General features: G+C 73.5%; 17 protein-coding genes. 10 read left to right on the top strand and 7 right to left on the bottom strand.

The window, feature by feature from the left end; genetic code table 11:
* Nucleotides 1-11: 11 nt before the first annotated feature.
* Nucleotides 12-386, top strand: coding sequence for a DUF2784 domain-containing protein (locus CRM89_RS05745; RefSeq protein WP_098083410.1), 375 nt, complete (start codon nt 12-14; stop codon nt 384-386).
* A 39-nt stretch (nt 387-425) separates the two neighbouring features.
* Here the strand turns inward: CRM89_RS05745 and CRM89_RS05740 are convergent, their stop codons facing one another.
* Nucleotides 426-1,184 carry a thioesterase II family protein gene (locus tag CRM89_RS05740; protein ID WP_098086888.1) on the bottom strand — a complete coding sequence of 253 codons (759 nt, stop codon included), beginning with the start codon at nt 1,182-1,184 and terminating at the stop codon, nt 426-428.
* 39 nt (nt 1,185-1,223) lie between these two features.
* On the opposite strand from CRM89_RS05740, the gene CRM89_RS05735 reads away from it, so the two are divergent.
* The 4 genes from CRM89_RS05735 to CRM89_RS05720 all read left to right on the top strand — a co-directional run bounded on the left by CRM89_RS05735 (nt 1,224) and on the right by CRM89_RS05720 (nt 6,348).
* The gene (locus tag CRM89_RS05735) at nt 1,224-2,570 is read left to right on the top strand and encodes a CoA transferase (protein WP_172456722.1); all 1,347 of its coding nucleotides are present in this window, start codon (nt 1,224-1,226) and stop codon (nt 2,568-2,570) included.
* A 175-nt stretch (nt 2,571-2,745) separates the two neighbouring features.
* On the top strand, nt 2,746-4,296 hold the full coding sequence (locus CRM89_RS05730; RefSeq protein ID WP_371392050.1) for an MFS transporter: 1,551 nt from the start codon (nt 2,746-2,748) through the stop codon (nt 4,294-4,296).
* A 100-nt stretch (nt 4,297-4,396) separates the two neighbouring features.
* Entirely contained in the window at nt 4,397-5,464 is a 1,068-nt protein-coding gene (locus CRM89_RS05725) for a nucleoside hydrolase (protein ID WP_011209081.1), read from the top strand.
* Entirely contained in the window at nt 5,461-6,348 is an 888-nt protein-coding gene (locus CRM89_RS05720; RefSeq protein WP_011209080.1) for an amidohydrolase family protein, read from the top strand. The genes CRM89_RS05725 and CRM89_RS05720 overlap by 4 nt, the downstream gene beginning before the upstream one ends.
* Nucleotides 6,349-6,399: 51 nt before the next feature.
* On the opposite strand, the gene recD is transcribed toward CRM89_RS05720, so the two are convergent.
* The 3 genes from recD to recC are packed head-to-tail and all read right to left on the bottom strand — an operon-like array spanning nt 6,400 to nt 14,959.
* Nucleotides 6,400-8,286 carry an exodeoxyribonuclease V subunit alpha gene (gene recD, locus CRM89_RS05715; RefSeq protein WP_098083409.1) on the bottom strand — a complete coding sequence of 629 codons (1,887 nt, stop codon included), beginning with the start codon at nt 8,284-8,286 and terminating at the stop codon, nt 6,400-6,402.
* On the bottom strand, nt 8,283-11,624 hold the full coding sequence (locus CRM89_RS05710) for a UvrD-helicase domain-containing protein (protein ID WP_098083408.1): 3,342 nt from the start codon (nt 11,622-11,624) through the stop codon (nt 8,283-8,285). Before CRM89_RS05710 ends, recD begins: the two co-directional genes overlap by 4 nt.
* A complete protein-coding gene (recC, locus tag CRM89_RS05705) occupies nt 11,621-14,959 on the bottom strand; it encodes an exodeoxyribonuclease V subunit gamma (RefSeq protein WP_098083407.1) in 3,339 nt (1,112 codons plus the stop codon). The genes CRM89_RS05710 and recC overlap by 4 nt, the downstream gene beginning before the upstream one ends.
* 248 nt (nt 14,960-15,207) lie before the next feature.
* Here recC and CRM89_RS05700 point away from each other — a divergent pair, with 248 nt between their 5' ends.
* The 3 genes from CRM89_RS05700 to CRM89_RS05690 all read left to right on the top strand — a co-directional run bounded on the left by CRM89_RS05700 (nt 15,208) and on the right by CRM89_RS05690 (nt 17,978).
* On the top strand, nt 15,208-15,360 hold the full coding sequence (locus CRM89_RS05700; protein ID WP_228788317.1) for a hypothetical protein: 153 nt from the start codon (nt 15,208-15,210) through the stop codon (nt 15,358-15,360).
* 99 nt (nt 15,361-15,459) lie between these two features.
* Nucleotides 15,460-16,359: a serine hydrolase gene (locus CRM89_RS05695; RefSeq protein ID WP_011209075.1), complete on the top strand. Its 900-nt coding sequence runs from the start codon at nt 15,460-15,462 to the stop codon at nt 16,357-16,359.
* Between the two features lie 188 nt (nt 16,360-16,547).
* Complete coding sequence (locus CRM89_RS05690) at nt 16,548-17,978, top strand: NAD(P)/FAD-dependent oxidoreductase (protein ID WP_011209074.1); 1,431 nt, start codon at nt 16,548-16,550, stop codon at nt 17,976-17,978.
* A gap of 24 nt (nt 17,979-18,002) precedes the next feature.
* On the opposite strand, the gene CRM89_RS05685 is transcribed toward CRM89_RS05690, so the two are convergent.
* The 3 genes from CRM89_RS05685 to CRM89_RS05675 form a co-directional block, all read right to left on the bottom strand.
* Nucleotides 18,003-18,716 (bottom strand): urease accessory protein UreD, encoded by a 714-nt coding sequence (locus CRM89_RS05685; RefSeq protein WP_195039540.1) that lies wholly within the window; start codon nt 18,714-18,716, stop codon nt 18,003-18,005.
* A 139-nt stretch (nt 18,717-18,855) separates the two neighbouring features.
* Nucleotides 18,856-19,572, bottom strand: coding sequence for an urease accessory protein UreG (gene ureG / locus CRM89_RS05680; RefSeq protein WP_060591580.1), 717 nt, complete (start codon nt 19,570-19,572; stop codon nt 18,856-18,858).
* 27 nt (nt 19,573-19,599) lie between these two features.
* The gene (locus CRM89_RS05675) at nt 19,600-20,250 is read right to left on the bottom strand and encodes an urease accessory protein UreF (protein WP_098083406.1); all 651 of its coding nucleotides are present in this window, start codon (nt 20,248-20,250) and stop codon (nt 19,600-19,602) included.
* 154 nt (nt 20,251-20,404) lie between these two features.
* Here CRM89_RS05675 and CRM89_RS05670 point away from each other — a divergent pair, with 154 nt between their 5' ends.
* Both CRM89_RS05670 and CRM89_RS30320 read left to right on the top strand, forming a co-directional pair.
* A complete protein-coding gene (locus CRM89_RS05670) occupies nt 20,405-21,139 on the top strand; it encodes a hypothetical protein (protein ID WP_098083405.1) in 735 nt (244 codons plus the stop codon).
* A 114-nt stretch (nt 21,140-21,253) separates the two neighbouring features.
* Nucleotides 21,254-21,472, top strand: a complete 219-nt coding sequence (locus tag CRM89_RS30320) for a hypothetical protein (protein WP_127516069.1) — start codon at nt 21,254-21,256, stop codon at nt 21,470-21,472.
* Nucleotides 21,473-21,712: the final 240 nt, after the last annotated feature.

Below are 21,712 nucleotides of genomic sequence, written 5' to 3'. Positions count from 1 at the left end.
ACCCTGGAGGCATGGGCTACCGCCTGCTCGCCGATCTCACCGCGCTGACGCATTTCGCGTTCGTCGGGTACGTGGCCCTGGGCGGGTTCCTGGCGTGGTCGCGGCCGTGGGCGTTCTGGCCGCACCTGGCCGCGGTCGGGTGGGGATTCGGCACCGTGCTCGTCGGCTACGACTGCCCGCTCACGCACGTGGAGAACTGGGCGCGCCGCCGGGCCGGTGACGCCGAACTGCCCGCCACCGGGTTCATCGACCACTACCTCACCGGGGTGATCTATCCCGAGGACGCGGTCGACCTGGTGCGGCTGCTGGTGGCGGTGGTCGTCGTGGCGTCCTGGGCGGGGGCACTGGTGACGATCCGCCGCCGCGGCGCCCCGGTCGGGTCGTGACGATGTGCGCCCGAGCGGGGCGGCGTGCGCGGTGCCCGGTCAGGGCACGGCGAGCACGGAACTGATCAGCGCGGCCACCTCGGCGACCTGCTCGTCGAGGTAGAAGTGCCCGCCGGGGAAGGTCTCGCGCCGGAACGCGCCGGTGGTGAAATCGCGCCACTCGTCGCCTTGTTCGGGCGTCATCGTCGGATCGGCGGTGCTCACCAGCGCGGTGATCGGGCACGGCAGCGGATCGGTGCCGCCGGGAGTGTAGGTCTCCACCGCCTGGTAATCGGCGCGCACCGCGGGCAGTACCAGGTCGGCGAGGCCGGGCTCGGTGCGCAGCACCGCGACCGAGGACGGATCGGTGGCCAGGCGCTCGAGGTCGGCGATCAAGCCCTCGTCCGGACCCTGGTGCAGCCTGCCCGGTTCGACGAACGTGGGTGCGGGACGGCCGGAGACGAACAGGTGGGTGAGCGGCAGGCCCGCCTCGGTCAGCCTGCGCGCGGTCTCGTAGGCGACGGTGGCGCCCATGCTGTGCCCGAACAGGGCCAGCCGATCGACCGGCTGGGGCAGCAACTCCGCGGCGATCCGGTCGGCGAGGGTGTGCAGATCCGGCACCGCCGGCTCGCCGAGGCGGTCCTGCCTGCCCGGGTATTGCACACCGAGGACCGCGATGCCGGGGCCGGTGCGGCGGGCGAGTTCGCGGTACGCGGTGGCCGAACCACCGCCCGGCGGGAAACACACCAGGTGATGGCGCGGCGCGGGGTCGGTTCGAAGTTCGCGCAGCCAATCGGTGGCGGCGATCGCCCTCTCCAAGTCGGTCTCCTCCGGGTCGTAACGGCTAGTCTCGGACTGGTGAACGCGCACACACGGCTGGTCCACGACTACGAATCCGGAATCGGTGTCCCCGCGTCCGGCATTACCGATTCTCCCGATCCCGGTAGCAATCTCGCTGCGACCCTGCCGGTGTGGGCGCTGGCCGCCGGGTCGGTCGCCGCGGTGGCCGCCGCGGCCAACCGGTTGCGCGACGCGCACGGACTGGCTCCGGTCCCCCACCGTATCGACCCGGAGCGGATCACCGCCGCGTTCTCCAGTGATCACCTGATGCGCGTGGACGGCCGCCCGGTCACCGCGTTCGCCGATCTGTCCGGCTTCTTCCCCACCTTCGACGGCTGGGTCCGCACCCACGCCAACTATCCGCACCACCGCGCCCGCCTGCTCACCGCGCTCGGACTACCCGAGGACATCCCGTTCGACATCGCCGTCGCGCAGATCGCCATGAGCCGCGCCGCCGACATCGAGGACAACGCCGCCGCGGCCGGGGCGATCGCGGTACGGGTGCGCACCGAACAGGAGTGGGCGGCCACCCCGCAGGCCGCGGCCGCCGCGGCCGGGCCGGTGGTGGCGATGGAGCAGCGCGAGGACCGCTCGGGCAGCATGATGCGTTCGGAGGCGACGCCGTTCCAGCCGCTGCGCGGGGTGCGGGTGCTCGATCTGACCCGCGTCGTCGCCGGGCCGGTGGCCACCCGCACGCTCGCGCTGCTCGGCGCCGAGGTGCTGCGGGTCGATCCGCCGTGGCTACCGGAGCTACCGTGGCAGTTCGCCGACACCTGTCAGGGCAAGCACTCGGTGCTGCTGGACCTGCGCACCGGCTCGAGCACCTTCCACGACCTGCTCGCCAACGCCGACGTGCTGGTGACCGGTTATCGGCCCGGCGCGCTGGAGCAGGCGGGCCTGATCACCGCGGTGCGCCGCGGGCTCGTGCACGCCCGGGTGTGCGCCTGGGGCGAGAGCGGTCCGTGGGGAGATCGCCGCGGATTCGACAGCATCGTGCAGGCCGCCACCGGAATCGCCGTGCTGGAGGGCGCCCCGCAGGTGCCCGGCGCGCTGCCCGCCCAGGCGCTCGACCACGCGTCGGGGTACCTGCTGGCGGCGGGTGTGATCGACGCGCTGGCCGCCCGCACCTTCGACGGTGTCGGCCGCGACGTGCGAGTGTCGTTGGCGCGCACCGCGTCCTGGCTGCTGGCCGCTCCCGGTCGCACCGTCAAGCATCCGCCGCCCGCCGCGCCGAACCCGCACGCGGTGGTCGCCCACGGCACACTGCTGACCGCCGCGCCCGCGCTGGCCGAGTATCCCGATTACGCCTGGCCCGCACCGCAGTTCGGGTCCGGCGCACCCGCCTGGCCGGTGCGCACCCGGTAGTCCACGGCGCGACCACGAACGACTGCTCCGCGACCGCTGGTCCACACCGGAGAAGTTGTCCCCACCCGCCCGAAATTCCTTTGCGCCGCCACCGCGGCGGGCGGTGGAATGGGTCACCGCCGACATCCCGGTCGGCGGACACGACCAACGACGCGGCAGGGGACTCATCGTGGACATCATCGGCGACCGCCTACCCACCGCGGCGCCCGCGCGGGCGGGCCGCCGCGAATGGGTCGGCCTCGCCGTGCTCGCCCTCGCCTGCCTGGTGTACGCGATGGACCTGACGGTGCTGCACCTGGCCGTGCCGATGATCAGCGCCGATCTGCACCCGACCGGCTCGCAACTGCTGTGGATCATCGACATCTACGGGTTCATGGTCGCCGGGCTGCTGATCACCGCGGGCACGCTCGGCGACCGGCTGGGCAGGCGGCGGATGCTGCTGTTCGGGGCGGCGCTGTTCAGCCTGGTCTCGATCGTGGCCGCCTTCGCCCCCAGCGCGGAGATCCTGATCCTGTGCCGCGCGCTGCTCGGCATCGCCGGTGCGACGGTGGCGCCCTCGACGCTGTCGCTGATCTTCGACATGTTCGCCGATCGGCGGCAGCGGTCACTGGCCGTGGGGGTCTGGGTGGGCGCGTTCTCCACCGGCGGCGCGGTGGGGCCGATCGTCGGCGGCGTGCTGCTCGAACACTTCTGGTGGGGATCGGTGTTCCTGCTCGCGGTCCCGGTGATGGGTTTGCTGCTGGTGCTCGGCCCGATGGTGTTACCGGAGTACCGGGATCCCACCGCGGGCAGGCTCGACCCGCTGAGCACGGCATTGTGCGTGGCCACCATGCTCGCGGTCGTGTTCGGGATGAAGAAGATCGCCCAGGACGGGCCCGGCGTCGTCGCGGTGGGCGCGCTCGGCGCGGGGCTCCTGTTGGGCGCGGTGTTCGTGCGACGACAGCTCACCGGCGCCGCGCCGATGCTGGATCTGCGCCTGTTCCGGCTGCCCACCTTCCGTTACGCGCTGCTCATCAACGTGGTCGGGGTGTTCGTCGCGTTCGGGTACTTCCTGTTCGTCGCGCAGTACCTCCAGCTGGTGCTCGGGCTCTCGCCGTGGCAGGCGGGGCTGATGATGGCGCCGTCCGGGCTGGCGTTCATCGTCGGTTCGCAGGCCGCACCGCGCCTGGTCCGGGTGGTCCGGCCCGCCTACCTCGTCGGTGGCGGGCTGCTCACGGCGGGGATCGGGCTGTTGCTCATGACCCGGCTGGCCGCGGACGGCGGCGCCGGTCTCGCGGTGGCGGCCGCCTTGATCAGTTCGCTCGGCCTGGCGCCGGTGTTCGGCATCACGACCGAGATCGTCGTCGGTTCGGCGCCGCCGCAGCAGGCGGGCGCCGCCTCCGGGGTGTCCGAGACCGGCGCGGAACTCGGTGGGGCGCTCGGCATCTCGATCCTGGGCAGTATCAGCGTGGCCATCTATCGCGGCGACCTGAACACGACGTTGCCCGACGGGCTGGATCCGGCTCAGCGCGACGACGTACGCGACACGCTCGGCGCGGCGGCGCGGGTGGCCGCGGAGCTGCCTGCCGCCACGGGTGAAGCCGTGCTGACGGCGGCGCGGGCGGCCTTCCTGCACGGTGTGCACCTCACCGCCGGGCTGGCGGGCGTGTGCGCGCTCGTCATCGGTGTGTTCGCGCTGCGGCGGCTGCGGCATCTGCCTGCGGGCGAACTCGACGCCGGGCACTGAGCGACCCGCCCGCGCCCGGTGCGCCGGTGAACGACCCAGCTCCGACCGGCCGCGGAGGGCACCCGGGCGTGGGCGGGAACGGGTTGATTAGGCTCGGTTCGTGCGGCAGAAGATCATCGTGGACGTCGATACCGGCATCGATGACTCGCTGGCGCTGCTGTATCTGCTGGCCTCCCCCGAGGCCGAGATCGTCGGCATCGCCGCGACGGCGGGCAATGTGAGTGCGGCGCAGGTGGCCGCCAACAACCTGGCCTGGCTGGACGTGTGCCGGGCGCCGGCGATCGAGGTCGCCCTCGGTGCCGCCGCACCGTTGGCGATCCCGCTGCGCACCACCGAGGACACCCACGGCCCGCAGGGGGTCGGCTACGCCGAACTGCCCACCTCGGCCCGCCCGCTCTCGGACCGCTCGGCCGCACAGCTGTGGGTCGACCTGGCCCGCGCGCATCCCGGCCAGATCACCGGACTGTGCACGGGACCGCTGACCAACCTGGCGCTGGCCCTGCGACTCGAGCCCGCCCTGCCGCTGCTGTTGCGCAGGCTGGTGGTGATGGGCGGGGCGTTCAACCATCCCGGCAACACCACGCCGACCAACGAGTGGAACGTCCACGTCGATCCGGAGGCGGCCAAGGCGGTCTTCGACGCCTTCTCCGCCGCCCCGCCCGAGCGCAGGCCACTGATCTGCGCCCTGGACATCACCGAGACCATCGAGATGCACCCGCACCACCTCGCCGAGCTCGCCCGGCGGGCGGGCAGCACGCCGGTGGAACAGCCCGCCCCCACCGATCCGCCCGGCACGCGGTCGACGGCCGCCAACCCGGTGATCCGGCACGTCACCGACGCGGTGCGCTTCTACTTCGAATTCCACGACGCCTACGACCAGGGCTATCTCGCGCACATGCACGACCCGTTCGCCGCCGCCGTCGCGCTCGACCCCGCGCTGGCCCGGGTGCGGCCCGCCACCGTGGACGTCGAGCTCACCGGCACCATCACCCGGGCGACCACGGTCGCCGACTGGGCGGGCATGTGGGGCAGGCCCTTCAATGCCGACATCGTGCTCGGCACCGACCCGGCGCTGTTCTTCGAGCGCATGATCGACCGCGTCGGCGCGTACGCGCGGTCGCTGTACCCGCCCGTGGCGAATCTGCCCGCGACACAGGAGGTTCCGTGACCGACCACACCGACGACACCGCCTACCTCGCCGGGTTCCGGGCGCGGCTCGGCCTGCCCGGCATCGTCGACGTGCACACGCACTTCATGCCGGAACCGGTGATGCGGAAGGTGTGGGCGTATTTCGACGCGGTGGGCCCGCTGGTCGGCCGGGAGTGGCCGATCACCTACCGCGACGAGGAACAGGTCCGGCTGAAGACGTTGCGCGACTTCGGGGTCCGCGCGTTCACCTCGCTGGTCTACCCGCACAAGCCGGAGATGGCGGCCTGGCTCAACGGCTGGACCGCCGAGTTCGCCGCGCGCACCCCCGACTGCCTGCACACCGCCACCTTCTACCCGGAACCCTCCGCGCCCGACTATGTGGCGGCCGCGCTCGCCGACGGCGCGCGGGTGTTCAAGGTGCACATCCAGGTGGGCGACTTCCCGCCGAACGACCCGCTGCTCACCCCGGTGTGGGGGCTGGTGGCCGAGGCCGGGACGCCGGTGGTCATCCACTGCGGTTCGGGTCCGGCGCCGGGCCGGTTCACCGGGCCCGAACCCGTCGCCGACATCCTGACCCGCTTCCCGGGCCTGCGGCTGATCGTCGCGCACATGGGCACGCCCGAGTACTCGGAGTTCCTGGATCTGGCCGAGCGCTTCCCGAACGTCTGCCTCGACACGACCATGGTGTGGACCGACTTCAGCGAGAGCGACGCACCCTATCCGGTGCACGAGCACGGCCGGCTACGCGACCTGGCCGACCGGATCCTGTTCGGCAGCGACTTCCCCAACATCCCCTACCCGTACGCCCACGCGGTGCAGGCCCTGGAACGCCTCGAGCTGGGCGAGGACTGGCTGCGCCGGGTGTGCTGGGAGAACGGCGCCCGGATGTTCGGTCTCACCTGAACCGGTGCGCGCCCGAGGCGCCGGGCCGAGCCGCGGAGCGCTCGGCGCCGCTCATCCGCCCGCGGGCCGCGACAGCCCGCTCGCCCGCAACACGCGCCGCCCCACCGCCGCCCGGATCGACTCCTCGGTCCCGATGACGCGGACGTGCCCGCGCGCCCGGGTGATCGCGGTGTAGAGCAGTTCGCGGGTGAGCAGGGTGGATTCGGGTTCGGGCAGCACGATGGAGACGGTGTCGTACTGGCTGCCCTGGCTGCGGTGGATGGTCATCGCGAACACGGTCACCACCGCTGGGAACTGGGTGGGGTGGACCAGGTAGGGCTCGCTGCCGCGTTGCAGGGCCGCCCGCAGCGAGCCGTCGGGCATGGCGACGATCACCCCGGTGTCGCCGTTGTAGATGCGGGCCTCGTGGTCGTTGGCGGTGACGAGCAACGGCTGGCCCGGATACCAGGACGACTGCGCGGAGTCCGGGCCCGCGCCCGCCGCGGCGGCCCACTCCCCCGCGAGCCGGTCCCAGCGTTCCACACCGAACGGGCCCTGCCGGTGCGCGCACAACAGCCGATGCGATTCCAAGGCGGTCAGCGCGCCGGTCGCGTCCCCGGCCTGCGCGGCGGCCGTGACGGTCCGGGCGGCGCGCACCACGTCGGCGCGGACGGCGGCGACGTCGTCGGGCGCGCACAACGACAGGTCGTCGCCGCCGGTGTGCAGCAGGTCGAGTGCGCGGTCGGCGTCGCCGGCGCGCACCGCCACGGCGAGTTCGGCGATGCGGCCACCGAATCGGCGCCCGCGGGTGAGCCGGACGATGCCGCCGCGCAGCCGCGTGCGCTCCAACGCGGTCAGGCCCTCCGGATGCGCGGCGAGGTCGGGCGGGGGGCCGCCGAGGATGCGGTCCAGCTCCGGGTTGGGGGTGCCGAGCACCGGCCCGGCGACGAGGTCGGCGAGCACCGCGCCCGCGTCGACCGACGCCAGCTGGTCCGGGTCGCCGACGAGTACCAGCCGGGTGTCCGGCCGTAGCGCGGCGAGCAGGCTGCTCATCATGGTCAGCGACACCATCGAGGTCTCGTCGACCACGATCACGTCGTAGGGCAGGCGGTTGAATTCGTTGTGGCGGAAGCGGGTTCGACGGCCGCGTTGCCAGCCGAGCAACCGGTGCAGGGTGGCGGCGGACAGCTCGGGCAGGCCGAGCTCGCCTGCCTGTTCGCGCACCGCCTCCTGCAGCCGGGCGGCGGCCTTGCCGGTGGGGGCGGCCAGGGCGATGCGCAGCGGCGGCGCCTTGGGGTCGGCGCGGCGGTGGGCGTCGAGCAGCGCGAGGATGCGGGCGATGGTGTGGGTCTTGCCGGTGCCAGGCCCGCCGGCGACCACCGTCGTCCAGTGCGTGGCGGCCAGGGCGGCCGCCAGCCGCTGCCGATCGGGCGCGCCGTCGTGGTCGGCGCCGAACAGCCGGTCGAGTTCGCGGCGGACGATCGCGGCGTCGACCGGGGGGTGGCTCGCGGCGCGTTCGGTGAGTACGCGCCGGATGGTCTGCTCCTGCCGGAAGTACCGGTCCAGGTACAGCAGCGGGCCGTCGTCGCCGGGTACGACCCGCAGCGGGCACAGCGGGCCGGCCGGACCACCGCACACCAGCGGGCTCACCCGCAGCGCGGCGATCACGGCCTCGACGTCCGGCCAGGGCAGGGTGGCCGGGTCGATGCCGGTGCCCGCGTCCCAGCTCTCGTCGGCGTCCACCCCGATCTCGCGCATCCGGTGCAGCTCCAGGCACACCGACCCCGACCGCACCGCCCGCACCGCCAGCGCGGCCGCGAACAGCACCAGCTCGGATTCCTCGCGGCCGAGCCTGCCGAGCCGCACCGCCACGTGCACGTCGGCGGCCGAGAGCACCCCGGCCTCGTTGAAGGTGCGCAGCAGTCCGGTGCCGCGCTGCGCCAGCTGGATCGAGGTCACCGGTCCTCCTCGGCGCCCGCGAGCAGATCCGAGAGCGCGAGCACCAGCGGCACGGGCGGGTCCCAGTCGAACACGCCGTGGCCGGGCGGCGTCTCGGGTCCGATCATGCCGCGCACGAACAGGTAGCGGCAGCCGCCGAGGTGGCGCGCGGGGTCGTAGCCGGGCAGCCGCCAGCGCAGATACCGGTGCAGCGCCACCGAATACAGCAGCGCCTGCAGCGGGTAGTGCGAGCGCAGCATCTCCGCGGCCATTCGCTCGCGGGTGTAGTGGCCGACGGTGAGGTCGCCGGTGCCGAGCCGGTTCGTCTTGTAGTCGACGACCACGAATTTCGGGCCGGGCAGCCGCAGCACCGCGTCGATGCTGCCGGTCAGATACCCGCGCAGGGTGACGTCGTCGAGCCCGGCCAGCAGGTCCGGGTAGCCCGACAGGTCGTCGGCCGGGCCGAGGTGGGCGCGCACGAGTTCGGCGATCGCGCCGAGGGTGGCGGCCCGGGCCGCGGGGGTGTCACCGCCGCCGAGCGGGAGCTCGAACTCCAACTCGCTCAACCGGTCCCGGGCGGCGATGTCGGCCAGGGTGCCGAAGCCGAGCGGGGTGCGCAGCACGGCGAGCAGCGCGGTGGCCAGGACGCCGTGGTCGAGGTCGGCGAGCAGTTCGGCCGCCGCCTCCCGGCAGCGGGTGCGCACCTCGGTGGCCAGATCCGGTGCGTCGGTGTCGATGCGCTCGAGCACCCCGTGTACGAGCGTGCCGAATTCCGCGCCGTAGGGCAGGTCGTTCATCAGCGAGGGCGCGGCGGTGGCGGCGGGCTCGTCGCTGAGCAGTGCCGGGGTCTCGGGTTCGTCGCCGGGGCCGCGCACGTCCTCGGGCTCGGCGTCGGTGACCAGGTCGTGCGCGCCCGCGGTCAGCGCCGAGTAGGAGGTGCGCCGCCACAGCAGGTCCAGCGACCGGTCGAACCGGGCCGCGGCCAGCTCCCCGGTGACGGGTTCGACACGCACGCGGCGGATCTCGACGGCCTCGGCGGTGTCCACCGCGGTCACCGAGATCGCCGCGCCCGCGGGCTCGGCCCAGGCGGTGAACATCGGGACGGCCGCGGTGTCGGCGGGCACCGGCGCCCGGTCGGGCACGTGCGGGCCGCCCTCGGGACGGCCGAGGATCATCCGGTGCAGCGGTGCGGCGGCGGTGCTGTGCGCGGGCGCCCACCAGGCGACGACCTGGCATTTGGCGCGGGTGAGCGCGACGTAGAGCAAGCGCAGTTCCTCCCCGGCCTCCTCGGCCTCGCAGCGCAGTTTGCGCTGGGCGTAGCCGGGCGCGTCGGGGCCGCCGACGTCGAGCACCCGGGTGCCGTCGTCGTCGTGGAACAGCAGCGAGCCGGGATAGGGATTCTTGGCGTTGTCCCACGCGAACGGCAGGTACACGATGGGGAATTCGAGTCCCTTGCTGGCGTGCACGGTGGCGATCTGCACGGCGGCCGCGTCTCGGTCCAGCCGCCGGGAACGATCGGCGACCGCGCCGGAGGCGGGGTCGCGCACCCGGTCGGCGAGCCAGCGGGTCAGCGCGGTCAGGCCGAGTCCGTCGGCGAGGGCCACCTGGTCGAGCAGCTGGGCGATGTGGCGCAGGTCGGTGAGGGTGCGTTCACCGTTCTCGATGCCGAGCAGCCGGGGCGCGAGACGCGCCTGCGCGGCGAGACGCTCGTACACCGCGGCGAACCCGGCGCGCGCGAACAGCCGGGCCGCGTCGCGCAACTGCGCGCTCACCCGCCCGACGAGATCGGCTCCGCCCCGGTCGATCTCGGCCGGCGGGTACCCCAGGATCGGGGTGGCGGCGGCCAGCCGGACCCGGTCGGAGCGGTGCGGCTGTTCGAGCGCGCGCAGCACCCACAGCCAGTGCGTGGCGCTCGGCGTGCCGAACACGCTGGTGCCACCGGCCAGGACCGAGGCGACACCGACCCGGTCCAGGGCCGCGCGCACCACATCGATCTGCGTGCGGGTGCGCACGAGCACGGCGATGTCGCCCGCCGCGACCGGCCGCCGGACCGCCCCGGCGCCGTGCCCGTCGGTCACCTCGGCGCCGGATTCGAGTAGTCGCACCAGGTCGGCGGCGAGATCGTCGGCGACCTTGGCCCGCTGCCGCCCGACCGCCGGAAAGCCCGACTTGTTGAGTGGGCCCGCGCCCGTGCGCGGCAGGCAGCGCAGCCGCAGCGGGGTGATCAGTTCGGCCGGGCCGGACAGCCTGCTCCACGGCCGTGTCGCCTCGACCGGGTACACGCTGATCTCGGGATGTCCGAGCGCGGCGCCACCCTGCAGATGGTCCAGGGCGCGCAGCAGGCCCGCGTCGCTGCGCCAGTTCCTGGTGAGTTCCTTGCGGCTGTCGGCGTGCGCGACCGCGTCGAGGTAGCTGAGCACCTCCGCGCCACGGAACGCGTAGATGGCCTGCTTGGGGTCGCCGACCAGTACGAGGGTGGTGTGGCCGTGGAAGGAGCGGCGCAGGATGTCCCACTGCAGCGGGTCGGTGTCCTGGAACTCGTCGACCAGCGCGACCCGGTAGCGGGCCCGGACGCGGGCGCAGGCGCCCTCGCCGTGGTCGGGGTCGGCCAGTACGTCGTGCAACAGCACCAGCAGATCGTCGAAGTCGCGCAGCCCGGCCAGCCGCTTGCGGCGTTCGGTCTCGGCGCGCACCGCGGCGGCGAAGGCCACCCGCTCGCCCGGTTCGTCCTCGTCGTCGGGCACCAGCCGGGCGTGCCGGTCCCGGACCGCGGCCAGCGCCAGCGTGTGCGCCTCCTTGCGCCCGAACGGCGGCTGCGCGCGTGCGTAGCGGTGCAGGTACAGGTCGTCGGCCACGGTGACGACCAGATCGTCGACCGTCTCCACCAGCCGGGCCGCGGTGTCGCGCTCGCCGGCGAGACCGAGTTCGTCGAGCATCCGCTGGCAGAAGCTGTGCGTGGTGGCGATGGTGCCCGCGTCGAAGTCGGACAGGGCCGTGAGCAGGCGGGCGCGGCGCAGCGCGACCTCGGTGTCGTCGGCGGCGGCGAGATGGGCGATCAGCTCGTCGCCCGCCGCCCGGGCCGAGTCCGGGTCGGCCAACGCGGCGGCCACCGCGACGAACCGGTCGCGGGCGCGTTCGCGCAGCTCCTGGGTGGCGGCCCGGCTGAAGGTGACCAGCAGCAACTCGGCGATGCGTACCCCCGCCTCGGCCACGTAGCGCACGGCGAGGCCGACGATGGCGTGCGTCTTCCCGGTGCCCGCGCTGGCCTCGAGCACCGTGGTGCCCCGCGGCAGCGGGCCGCACGGGTCGAAGGTCTCGGGGGTGACGGGCGCGTGGTCGAGCGCGAACGGTGTGCTCACGGTTGCCCCTGGGTCTCGGCGGCCAACAGCGGGGTCCACAGCCGCACGGCCAACGCGCCGAAGCGCGTCGGCTCACCGGGCGAGCCCGCGGGCGCGGGGGCGGCGGCGAGGTGGTCCAGGCGCGGGGCGGTGCCCCACACGTACCGCAGGTGCCGGTCGGTGTGTTCGCCGAATTTGTCGGGACCGTTGGGGCCGCCGTCGAATTCGCGCTCGGCCGCGGCGAAGGCGTCCTCGGCCGAGCCGCCGCGCACCCGGCGTTCGGCGTAGGCGGCCGAGGACGCGGGCGCGATCGGCAGCGGCTCGGTGAGTCCCTCGTCGCGCAGGCGCACCAGGTCGCGCAGCACCGCGACGGCCGCCGGGCGGTCCGGTGCGGTGAGCTCACAGCGCCACGCCGGGCGACGGAACTTCCCCCGGCCGGTGGTGACGGCGCGCCAGGACCGATCCTCGGTGGCGGCCAACGCCAGCAGCGCCACCCACGCCCCGATCCGGTGCTTGGCCGCGACCCGCGAGAACGTGGTGCGCACCAGCGTCTCCCCGCGGACCTCCGGCACCGTGCCGGTCAACCGGCGGCCGTCGCCGAGGTCGACGGCGATGTCGACCGCGCGCGGCGCGGCCGCGTAATCCGGCTGCGCGACCCGCACCAGGGTGTCCACCGTGTGTTCGATCTCGTCGAGCACCGCACCGCCGAGCCGGAACGGCGGCAGGGTGCCGCGCCGCCACTCCGCGGCGCGCAGTCCCGCCGGGTCCGCGCCGGTGAGCCGGGCCGCGAGCATCCGTTCGCCCAGTTCCCATTTGGCCAGGCCGTCGAGCTCGATGGGCAACGCGTCGGCGAGGTCCTCCTCGTGCTCGGGAACCCGCAAACCCAGTCGCTGCCAGAGGAATCCGCGCACCGGGTGCTCGGCGAAGGCGATGAGGTCGGCGAGTGCGACATCGCCCCGCTCGGCGGGCGGCAGCGGTTCGGGCAGGAACGGCGGCGCCGGCTCGGGCACCCGGGCGGCGGCGCGGGCCCCGGCCAGCGCGACGGTGTCGAAGCTGAACGGCGCGGCGGGGTCGAAATTGCGGCGATCGAAGCTCTGCAACGGGTGCCGGGTCAGCACCTGCGCCATCGCGTCGGCGCCGACGTGGGCACGCACCACGTCGAGCAGTTCGGCGACCGGGATCGCAGGCGGGCGCGGCGAGCCGGTGACCGGGTCGGCGCCGGTGTGGAAGATCAGCAGCCGCTCGCGGGCCGCGAGCACGGCGTCCAGCAGCAGCTGGCGGTCCTCGCTGCGCGGATCCCGTTCGCCCAGCAGCGGTTCCCGGGCGAGCACGTCGTCGCCGTCGACGCCGCCGGTACGCGGGAAGACGTCGTCGTCCAGGCCGAGCAGCACCACCACCCGGTGCGGCACCGACCGCATCGGCACCATCGTGCACACCGTCAGCTCCCCGGTGCGGAAGTTGGCGCGTGTGGGCCGGGCGGCCAGCCGATCGGCGAACAGCACCGCGACGTCGGCCAGCCGCAACGGCACATCCCCGGCGTGCTCGGTGGCGGCCGCGATCTCGGCACGTGCCTCGGTGCGCACCCAGGACTGGCTGTCGGGCACGTCGGTGAGCAGTTCCAGCGCCCGCCCGAGCACCTGGGCCCACTCGGTGGCCGAGCGCGGGCCGCGCAGATCGCGCAGGCACACCGCGAGGCGGTCGACGAATTCGGCGAAGCGCCCGGCCAGATCGACGTCGTTGCTGTCCACGTCGTCCAGCGGCAGTGCGAGATCCAGCCAGTCGTCGCCGGATTCGTCGGCGGTGACGCCGAGCAGGATGCGGTCCACGGCGCCGTTGAGGGTGTTCTGGGCGAAGTCGGCCAAGCCGAACGCCTGCCGCTGCCGCTGCCCGATCCCCCAGCGCGCGCCCGCCGCGGCGGCCCACTCGCGCAACCGCTCGATGGCGTCGTCATCGAACCCGCACCGGCGGCGGACGGTTTCGGAGGCGGCGAGGTCGAGCACCTGCGTCACGGTGACGCGCCCGTCCGCCAGCTCCAGCAGGGTCTGCACGACGGCGAGCAGTGGATTGGTCACACCGCGGCCGCGGTCGGCCAGGCGCACCCGCAGCAGGTGTGCGGGGTGGGCCGGCTCCGGGGCCTCGTCGGCGCCGCCCCGGGCGCCGAACGCCGCCCGCACCAGCGGCGCGTACGCCTCGACCTCCGGGCACATGATCAGCACGTCGCGCGGTTCCAGCGTCGGATCGGCGGCGAACAGGCCGAGCAGACAGTCGCGCAGCACCTCCACCTGGCGCGCGGGACCGTGGCAGGCGTGCACCTGCACCGTGCCGTCGGCGGGCAGCCGCGCGGGCGGCCACGCGTCGTCGCGGATGCCTGCCTGCACGCCGGCCAGCAGCGAAAGCTGCTGCGGGGACGGCGCTTCCGGTGCCGACAGCGGCCCGGTGTCGATCGCGCCGGTGCCCGCCAGCCGCTGCTGGAGTTCGCGGACGTCACGAGCCAGCCCGGTGAGCAGCGGATGCCGGACGGCGCTCGCGCTGGTGTCGGCGGCGCGGGCACGCGCGGGCGGGCGGCCGACCAAGGCCGACCACAGCGCGGGACTGGGATGCACCAGCCACACGTCGACCTCGCGACCCGCGCCCACCGCGTCGAGTACCGCGAGCTGATCGGTGGTCAGGCGCGTGACGCCGAACAGCGAGAGCCGCTCGGGCAGGTCCAGCAGGCCGGGTTCGGCGCGCAGCCGCTCGCACGCGGGGGCGAGCCGCTCGGCCGGGCTCGGGCTGCCGATCTCGGCGCGCAGCATCCGCCACAGGCGCGGCTGCCAGCGCAGGTCCGCGGGCACCTCGCCGCCGGCGCCGTCGCCGTCACCGCCGGCGGCCCAGTCCAGCAGCAGGGCCGGACGCTGCGCGGCGTAGCTGTCGAACAGGGCGGCCAGCTGCGCGGCGGTGGCATAGCGCCTGCCGATCCGGTGGTCGCGGCCGCGCGAGGGCGCGCCGAGGTGGCGGGCCAGCACCGCGCACCACGGCTCGGCGACGGCGCGGTCGATCACCCGCAACAGCGTCCACACCACCCGCTGGTGCGCCCACGGGTCGTCCTCGGGCGCGATGCCGGTGCAGGCGGCCAGCGCCTCGGCGACCAGCGCCGCGGGTGACGGGAAGCGGATGTTGGCGGCGACCCCGTCGCGTCCGCCCGCGGACACGCCGAGCACCGCGGACAGGCGCTGGGTCAGCCAGCGCTCGACCCCCTTGGCCGGCACCGCGACGACCTCGGCCGCGAACGGATCCGGCTGCGGCACGGCCAATCGCGCGGCGAGCGCGTCGGCCAGGATGTCCGCGCGCTCGGCCCGTCGGATGTGCAGCGGCATTGCACGTTTATACGCCAGCGACCGGCGCGCAACTCGCCCGGCCCGCCGAGGCGGAGTGAATTGGAACACACCCGGGCGCGCGAGTTCGCCGTGTCACCGCGTCTGTGTCGGACCTGTGTGCGACAGTGCTCAACCGGGAGGAGCTGGTACGGGGTGGAACGGGAAAGTTCATGTCGAAAGGCTGGTTCGCGTTCATGGGTTCGATGGTCATTCCCTTGGTCCCGAGAAACGGGTTCACGGTGCGCCGCGTGGGTGACCGCTGGGAACTGGTCAACTCCCGCCACTACGGCCGCGACGTCGTGCTGCACACCTGGCCGCGCGAGCGGCACTCCGAGGCTTTCGAGCACTGCTACCGGCTCAACGGCCGCACCGTCGAGGAACTGCGCGCCGCCTTTCACTGACGCCGAAACACCCTGCGGGCCAACACAACCGGGGTCGCCGAGCGCCTAACACATCACCGCGGTGAGCTCAAGACGTGCATCCTGAGCCGTAGTGTGCCAATGTCGTCCCTCGTGCGTTATCCGAAGGCCGCCACCGGGGCCGTCCCCCGCGTGGCCGCAACCGCCTCTGTCCTGGCCGCCGCGGCGATCCTGATGCCCGGCGCGCCCACCCCGCTGCCCGGCGTCACCGCGCCCGCGGCGCATGCCGCCCCCGCCGGCTGCTTCGCCGGGTTCGACTGCGACATGAGCAGCCGCATCCGGGCCGCCGACGACTACCTCGCCGGCCGCCCCGGCGTCACCGGCTACGTGCTGCGCGACCGCGTCTCCGGTGCGGTGTACGCCAACGAGCACGCCGAGGACTCGGTGTGGACCGCCTCCACCATCAAGCTGGCCATCGCCGCCGACCTGCTCAACCGCGCCCGCGTCGGCGCGATCGTGCTGACCCCCGAGGACCGCGGCCTCATCGAGTCCATGCTCGCCACCTCCAACGACGCCGCCACCGACCTGCTGTGGAACAAGTACGCGGGCCCGGACCGGATGGCCTACAACAACGCCTTCCGCGCCAACGGCATGGTGAGCCTGGTGCCGCAACCCACCAGCACCGCGCTGTTCCCCGACTGGTCGTTCCAGAAGTGCACCGCCGCCGATCTGGACCGGATGATGAACCACGTGCTCGACGTCATGCACCCCGACGATCGCGCCTACCTGCTCGACCGCATGCGGGCCGTCGACTCCAATCAGCACTGGGGCGTGTGGGGCGCGGGCGAGTCGATGCGTCCGGGATTGAAGAACGGCTGGTCCGAAGAGCAGGGCGGCTGGGTGGTCAACTCGGTCGGCTTCGCCGGGCCGGGCGAGCGCTACACGCTGGCGATCATGACGTCGATGGGCGGCGAAGGCGGCTACACCGAGGGCGCCGACACCGACACCCAGCTGGCGAAACTGCTGCTCGCGGGGCGCTGAGCGCGACGTTCGCGCCGCGCCGGCCGACCGCCGCCGCGCCCGCCCGGGCGCGGCGGCCCGCCCGCGGTCGCGACGCACCACGCCGTAGTGCGTCCTCGTCGTGACGACCGCACAGCGGCCGACTACCGTTGTGCGTGTCAGGAGAACCGTTGGCGGGGTGAGCCCCGGGTCTGTCGAGGAGCACGACGATGAGCAATCGGACCGGCGAGAACCGTCGTCATCAGGTGGTGGTGATCGGCTCGGGCTTCGGCGGCCTGTTCGGCACCAAGCACCTCAAGCGCGCCGACGTGGACGTCACCCTGATCTCCAAGACTTCCACCCACCTGTTCCAGCCGCTGCTCTACCAGGTCGCCACCGGCATCCTCTCGGTCGGTGAGATCGCTCCCGCGACCCGCCTGGTGCTGCGCAAGCAGAAGAACGCGAGGGTGCTGCTCGGCGAGGTCATCGATATCGACCTGGAGGCCAAGACGGTCACCTCCCGGCTGCTCAACCAGAACACGGTCACCCCGTTCGACAGCCTCATCGTCGCCACCGGCGCCCAGCAGTCGTATTTCGGCAACGACCAGTTCGCCACCTACGCCCCCGGCATGAAGACGATCGACGACGCCCTCGAGCTCCGCGGCCGCATCCTCGGCGCGTTCGAGGGCGCGGAGCTGGCCACCACCCAGGAGATGCGCGACCGGCTGCTCACCTTCGTCGTCATCGGCGCCGGCCCCACCGGTGTGGAACTGGCCGGGCAGATCGCCGAACTCGCCGACCGCACACTGGAAGGCACCTTCGACAACATCGACCCGCGCGACGCCCGCGTCATCCTCATCGAGGGTGCGGGCGCGGTGCTCGGCCCGATGGGTCCCAAGCTCGGCGGCAAGGCCCAGCGCAGGCTCGAACGGATGGGCGTGGAGATCCAGCTCAACGCCATGGTGACCGATGTCGACGCGCACGGTGTCACGGTCAAGGACGCCGACGGCACCATCCGCCGCATCGAGTCCTCGTGCAAGGTGTGGTCGGCGGGCGTGCAGGCCAGCCCGCTGGGCAAGATGCTGGCCGAGCGCTCCGCGGGCACCGAGGTGGACCGCGCCGGTCGCGTCATCGTCGAGCCCGATCTCACCATCAAGGGTCATCCGAACGTCTTCGTCGTCGGCGACCTGATGTCGGTGCCGGGCGTGCCCGGCCAGGCGCAGGGCGCGATCCAGGGCGCCACCTACGCCGCCAAGCAGATCAAGGCCGGGCTGCACGGCCAGCGGCCCGAGGACCGCAAGCCGTTCAAGTACTTCAACAAGGGCAGCATGGCGACCGTCTCGCGGTTCAGCGCCGTCTGCCAGATCGGCAAGCTGGAGTTCGGCGGGTTCATCGCCTGGTTGGCCTGGCTCGCCCTGCACCTGTACTACCTGATCGGCTACCGCAGCCGCATCATCACCTGCATCCAGTGGTTCGTCACCTTCCTCGGCCGCAGCCGCGGGCAGATGGCGGCCACCGAGCAGTGGGTGTTCGCGCGGCTCGCCTTGGAACAGGTCAACGAGGACCAGGCCGACGCCGACGAACTGGCGGCGGCGCTGGGTGCGCCACCGGCGGCCGGGCGGGCACCGGGGAGCAAGGCGGCGGATCAGCGCGCCTCCTGAGCGCGGGGGGCGGCTCGTCGTTCATCACCGGCGCGGCGACGACTGTGCCGGCAGTGCCGCGGCGTCCGTGAGGCGTTCGGGCGTCGGGGTGTCCGCCAGCCGGTCGCCGAGACCGGTGAAGAGGCTGCCGCCCGGTGCCAGGGGCAGGCGCGCCGCCGCGACGCCGTGGGTGGCGGCCGGACGGTCGTCGGGGTAGCGGAGTTCGCTCACCAGCGCACGGGGCGCCGTGAGGACGTCGTCGACGGCGGTGTGCTCGCCCAGCTCGATCCGATGCCGCACCAGCGGCAGGTCGCCGAGGTCGGCGGTCAGGTCACCGCGCCACCGGCCGTGCCGCTCGCCGCTGCGGCCGATCTGCACGAGTTCCCGCATCCGCAGCCGGGCGTCCGGATCGAGCAGCGCGGTCGTCGCCGTCCGGTGTTCGGCGCCGCCCGCGACGATCATCGCCGGGGTCTCGATGTCCAGTTCGCCGTACGCGGCGACCTCGAATCGCCAGTGCGCCGTGGACACCGGGGTGCCCCGCCCGGGCAGTGCCAGGGCGGCGGCCACCGCACGCACCGCGAGCCGCGCGCCCGGCCCGACGACGACCGTGATGTCGAGGTGGTCACCGCCCAGCGGAGTCGCCGCGGTGCCGATGAGGTGGACGGTGTCCGGGCCGGTGCGGCGTGCCGCCAACCCGCCGCCGGCCTCGATGCGCGGCAACGTGCCCGCCTCGGCGACGATGCGGAGCCGGGTGTGCACCGGCGAGCCGCTGTCGGACGACAGCCCGTCGCAGGCACCGGCTCCGGCCGGTGCCGACGCTCCACCGGACAGCCGCGGCACCGGGTGAGCGGCGAGCGGGCCGGGCCCGGGGCCGCGGCGGTCCGTGCCCGGTTCGGCGTCAGTGGGCAATGCCGGATGCGGCGCCGTGCCGGTCCGCCTCGGCGATCGCGGCGAGTTGCTCGCGGACCCAGGCCAGTACCGGGGTCGCGGCGGGGTCGTCGGTGAGCGAGATCAGGGCGGTGGGACGGCCCTGGCGGACCTTGGCGGCGTCGCGCTCCATCACCCCGAGGTCGGCGCCGACGAGCGGGGCGAGGTCGGTCTTGTTGACCACGAGCAGGTCGGAGTAGGTGACGCCCGGGCCGCCCTTGCGGGGCACCTTGTCGCCGCCGGCCACATCGATGACGAAGATCTGCACGTCGATGAGCCCGGAGGAGAACGTGGCGGTGAGGTTGTCGCCGCCGGATTCCACCAGAATCAGATCCAGCGGCGGGTTGGCGGCGATCAGGTCGTCGATGGCGTCGAGGTTGGCGGTGATGTCGTCGCGGATGGCGGTGTGCGGGCAGCCGCCGGTCTGCACCGCGGTGATGCGCTCGTCGGGCAGCACCGCGTGCCTGCGCAGGAAGTCGGCGTCCTCGGTGGTGTAGATGTCGTTGGTGAGCACGGCCAGCGAGAGTTCCTCGCGCAGTTGCCTGCACAGCGCCGCGACCAGGGCGGTCTTGCCCGACCCGACCGGTCCGCCGATGCCGATCCGCAGCGGCTCCCCCGGCGTGCGCTGCCGCTTCGGACGGTCGTGCGCGTGGTCGTGGGGTTCACCGTCGATCAGGTGCGGTGGCATCGGGTTCTCCTTCTCGGTCGGGCGGGATCAGCTGGCGAACAGCGGCATGTCCCGCCGCGGATGGCGTTCGGCCAGCACATCCTGCAGCGGGTCGGACAGGGCCGCGAGCCCGGTGACGGCCGCGGCGGCGGTGCGATCGCACACCGGGGCCAGCCGGACGGTGCACGCGGCGATGTCGGCGGGGTCGAGGGCCAGCAGGCGTTGCGCCGCGGTCGCGGCGCCGGTCAGGGTGGTGTAGACGACGACGCCCGCGATCTCGGCGGGCGCGGCCCCGCACGCGAGCCCCACCGCGCCGAAGGCCGTGGACAGGTGCGGTTTCGACGGCAGCGACCGCCACTCCGCCTGTGGCCACACCTGTTTGGCCAGTCGCAGCAGCCCGCGCCCCTGCGCTCGGGAGGCGGCGCGGGCGGCGGGTGCGAGCGTCCGGGCGTCGGCCTCGGCATCGGCCCGGCCCAGCGTCAGCTCGCCGGCGCACACCGCCGCCGCGAGCGACGCCGCCACCAGGCCCGAGGTGGCGACCCGGCGGCGCAGATACGCCTCCACGGACGTGAGGTCGCGAACCAGACCGGAGGTGACGGCCTCCTCCACTCCGCCGGAGTGCACGTGGCCGCCGATCGGCAGGCGCGAATCCGCCAGGGCGTAGAGAATCGCCCGGGGCTGCGCGCCGCTGGAGTTCATCGCCCGATCCTATGCCGGGCGTGTCGGTGCCGCCGGGCGAGCCGGGGTGGGCTGCGCCACCGGCGTGGGTGTTTCCACTCAGGGCGGGTGCGTGGGTTCACCGGGGCGCGTCGGGCTGCCGGGGTGCGAAGATCCTCGCGGGCAGGAGGTTTCGATGGACACGACGGACGACAGGCGGCGGGTCTCCCCCGGCGAATGGCTGGCGCGGATGATCGCGGTGGTGCTGCTGGTGCCGGTGCGGATGCTGTGGGAGGGTGCGCGGCTGTGCGGGCGCGCGGTGGGCGCCGCCTGCCGGTATCTGCTGGACCGGCTGATCGCGCCGGTGGGCCGGGTGATCTGGTACTGGGTGGTCCGCCCGCTGTGGCTGTTCGCGAAGGACGCGGTGTGGGGGTGGGCCCTGCACCATGTGCTGTGGGGCATGGTGCTCACGCCACTGGGTGCGTTCCTGCTGGACCGCCTGCTGCGGCCGCTGCGCCGGGCCGTCGAGGAGTGGGTGTGGCGGCGTGTGCTGCGGCCGGGCCTGGTCCTGCTGTGGCGATGGGTGCTGCGGCCGATCGGATACGCGGTCGCGGTCGTGGCGGGCCGGCTGTGGCGGTGGTGCGTGGAATGGCCGCTGCGGGTGCTCTGGCGGTGGGTGCTGCGTCCGCTGTGGATCGCGGTCGCGGCCGTCGCCTGGTTCGGGTGGCGGGCGGCGACGGCGATCGTCGATGTCCTGGTGGTGCGGCCGTGCCGGTTGCTGTACCGGGTGATCGTCGGTCCCGTGCTGCGGTGGGTGGCCGAGATGTGGCGGTTCGCCGTCGTGCGGCCGGTCCGGTTCGTGCACCGGCGGGTGGTCGCCCCCATGAATCGCGTCGCCGCCGAGGTGCTGTCCGCCGTCGTCGGGCGATGACTCGCGTGGCCGACGACTCGCGTGCCTGACGGCTCACGTACTTGGCCGGATATTTGCGCACTATGGCACCGCTGCCACTCGTGGCAGGAAGTTGTGTTGTGAAGACTTGCTGCCATGGATGTATCAGGGACCCGATCGATCGCACCGCAGCGCGCGCCGGCGCCCGACCGGCACCGCCGCGAACCGAACGGCACACCGTGGTCGGTGGACAGCATCGGCGCCGCCGCGACCACGCCGGGCGCCCGCGCCTTCCTCCACCGCGTCGCCACCACACTCGCGGCAGCAGGTCGTGCCGTGCCGTTCCATCGCGAAGACTCCTGGGACAACTCCTGATTCGCTGTCGGCAGCCCGGCCGATCCGCCGCGCGTCCTGCGCGTGTAGACCATCCCGGTCCGGTGCTCTGCGGACGCGACGGGTCGCCGCGACCGGCGTCGTGCGAGGATCGACACCGCACCCGATCGGAAGGACTGACCGTCGTGACCATGGGCATGGTGTTGGGCGACCGCCACTCCCGCGCTTCGGCACGGGAGCCGGCGGTGCCGCCTACCTCGTGATCACCGGGTAGCCCGCCTT

This window comes from Nocardia sp. FDAARGOS_372, assembly GCF_002554515.1.
GTDB classification, from domain to species: Bacteria; Actinomycetota; Actinomycetes; order Mycobacteriales; family Mycobacteriaceae; genus Nocardia; species Nocardia farcinica.
The sequence above is the reverse complement of the archived record's forward strand: the minus strand, read 5'-3'. Positions and strand labels throughout refer to the sequence as shown.

Bases quoted from the DNA above. Each gene is read 5' to 3' on its own strand.
- CRM89_RS30320 (WP_127516069.1), top strand. From the start codon at position 21,254: ATGGATGTATCAGGGACCCGATCGATCGCACCGCAGCGCGCGCCGGCG.
- ureG (WP_060591580.1), bottom strand. From the start codon at position 19,572: ATGCCACCGCACCTGATCGACGGTGAACCCCACGACCACGCGCACGAC.
- recC (WP_098083407.1), bottom strand. From the start codon at position 14,959: ATGCCGCTGCACATCCGACGGGCCGAGCGCGCGGACATCCTGGCCGAC.
- CRM89_RS05695 (WP_011209075.1), top strand. From the start codon at position 15,460: ATGTCGTCCCTCGTGCGTTATCCGAAGGCCGCCACCGGGGCCGTCCCC.
- CRM89_RS05675 (WP_098083406.1), bottom strand. From the start codon at position 20,250: ATGAACTCCAGCGGCGCGCAGCCCCGGGCGATTCTCTACGCCCTGGCG.
- CRM89_RS05690 (WP_011209074.1), top strand. From the start codon at position 16,548: ATGAGCAATCGGACCGGCGAGAACCGTCGTCATCAGGTGGTGGTGATC.
- CRM89_RS05745 (WP_098083410.1), top strand. From the start codon at position 12: ATGGGCTACCGCCTGCTCGCCGATCTCACCGCGCTGACGCATTTCGCG.
- CRM89_RS05670 (WP_098083405.1), top strand. From the start codon at position 20,405: ATGGACACGACGGACGACAGGCGGCGGGTCTCCCCCGGCGAATGGCTG.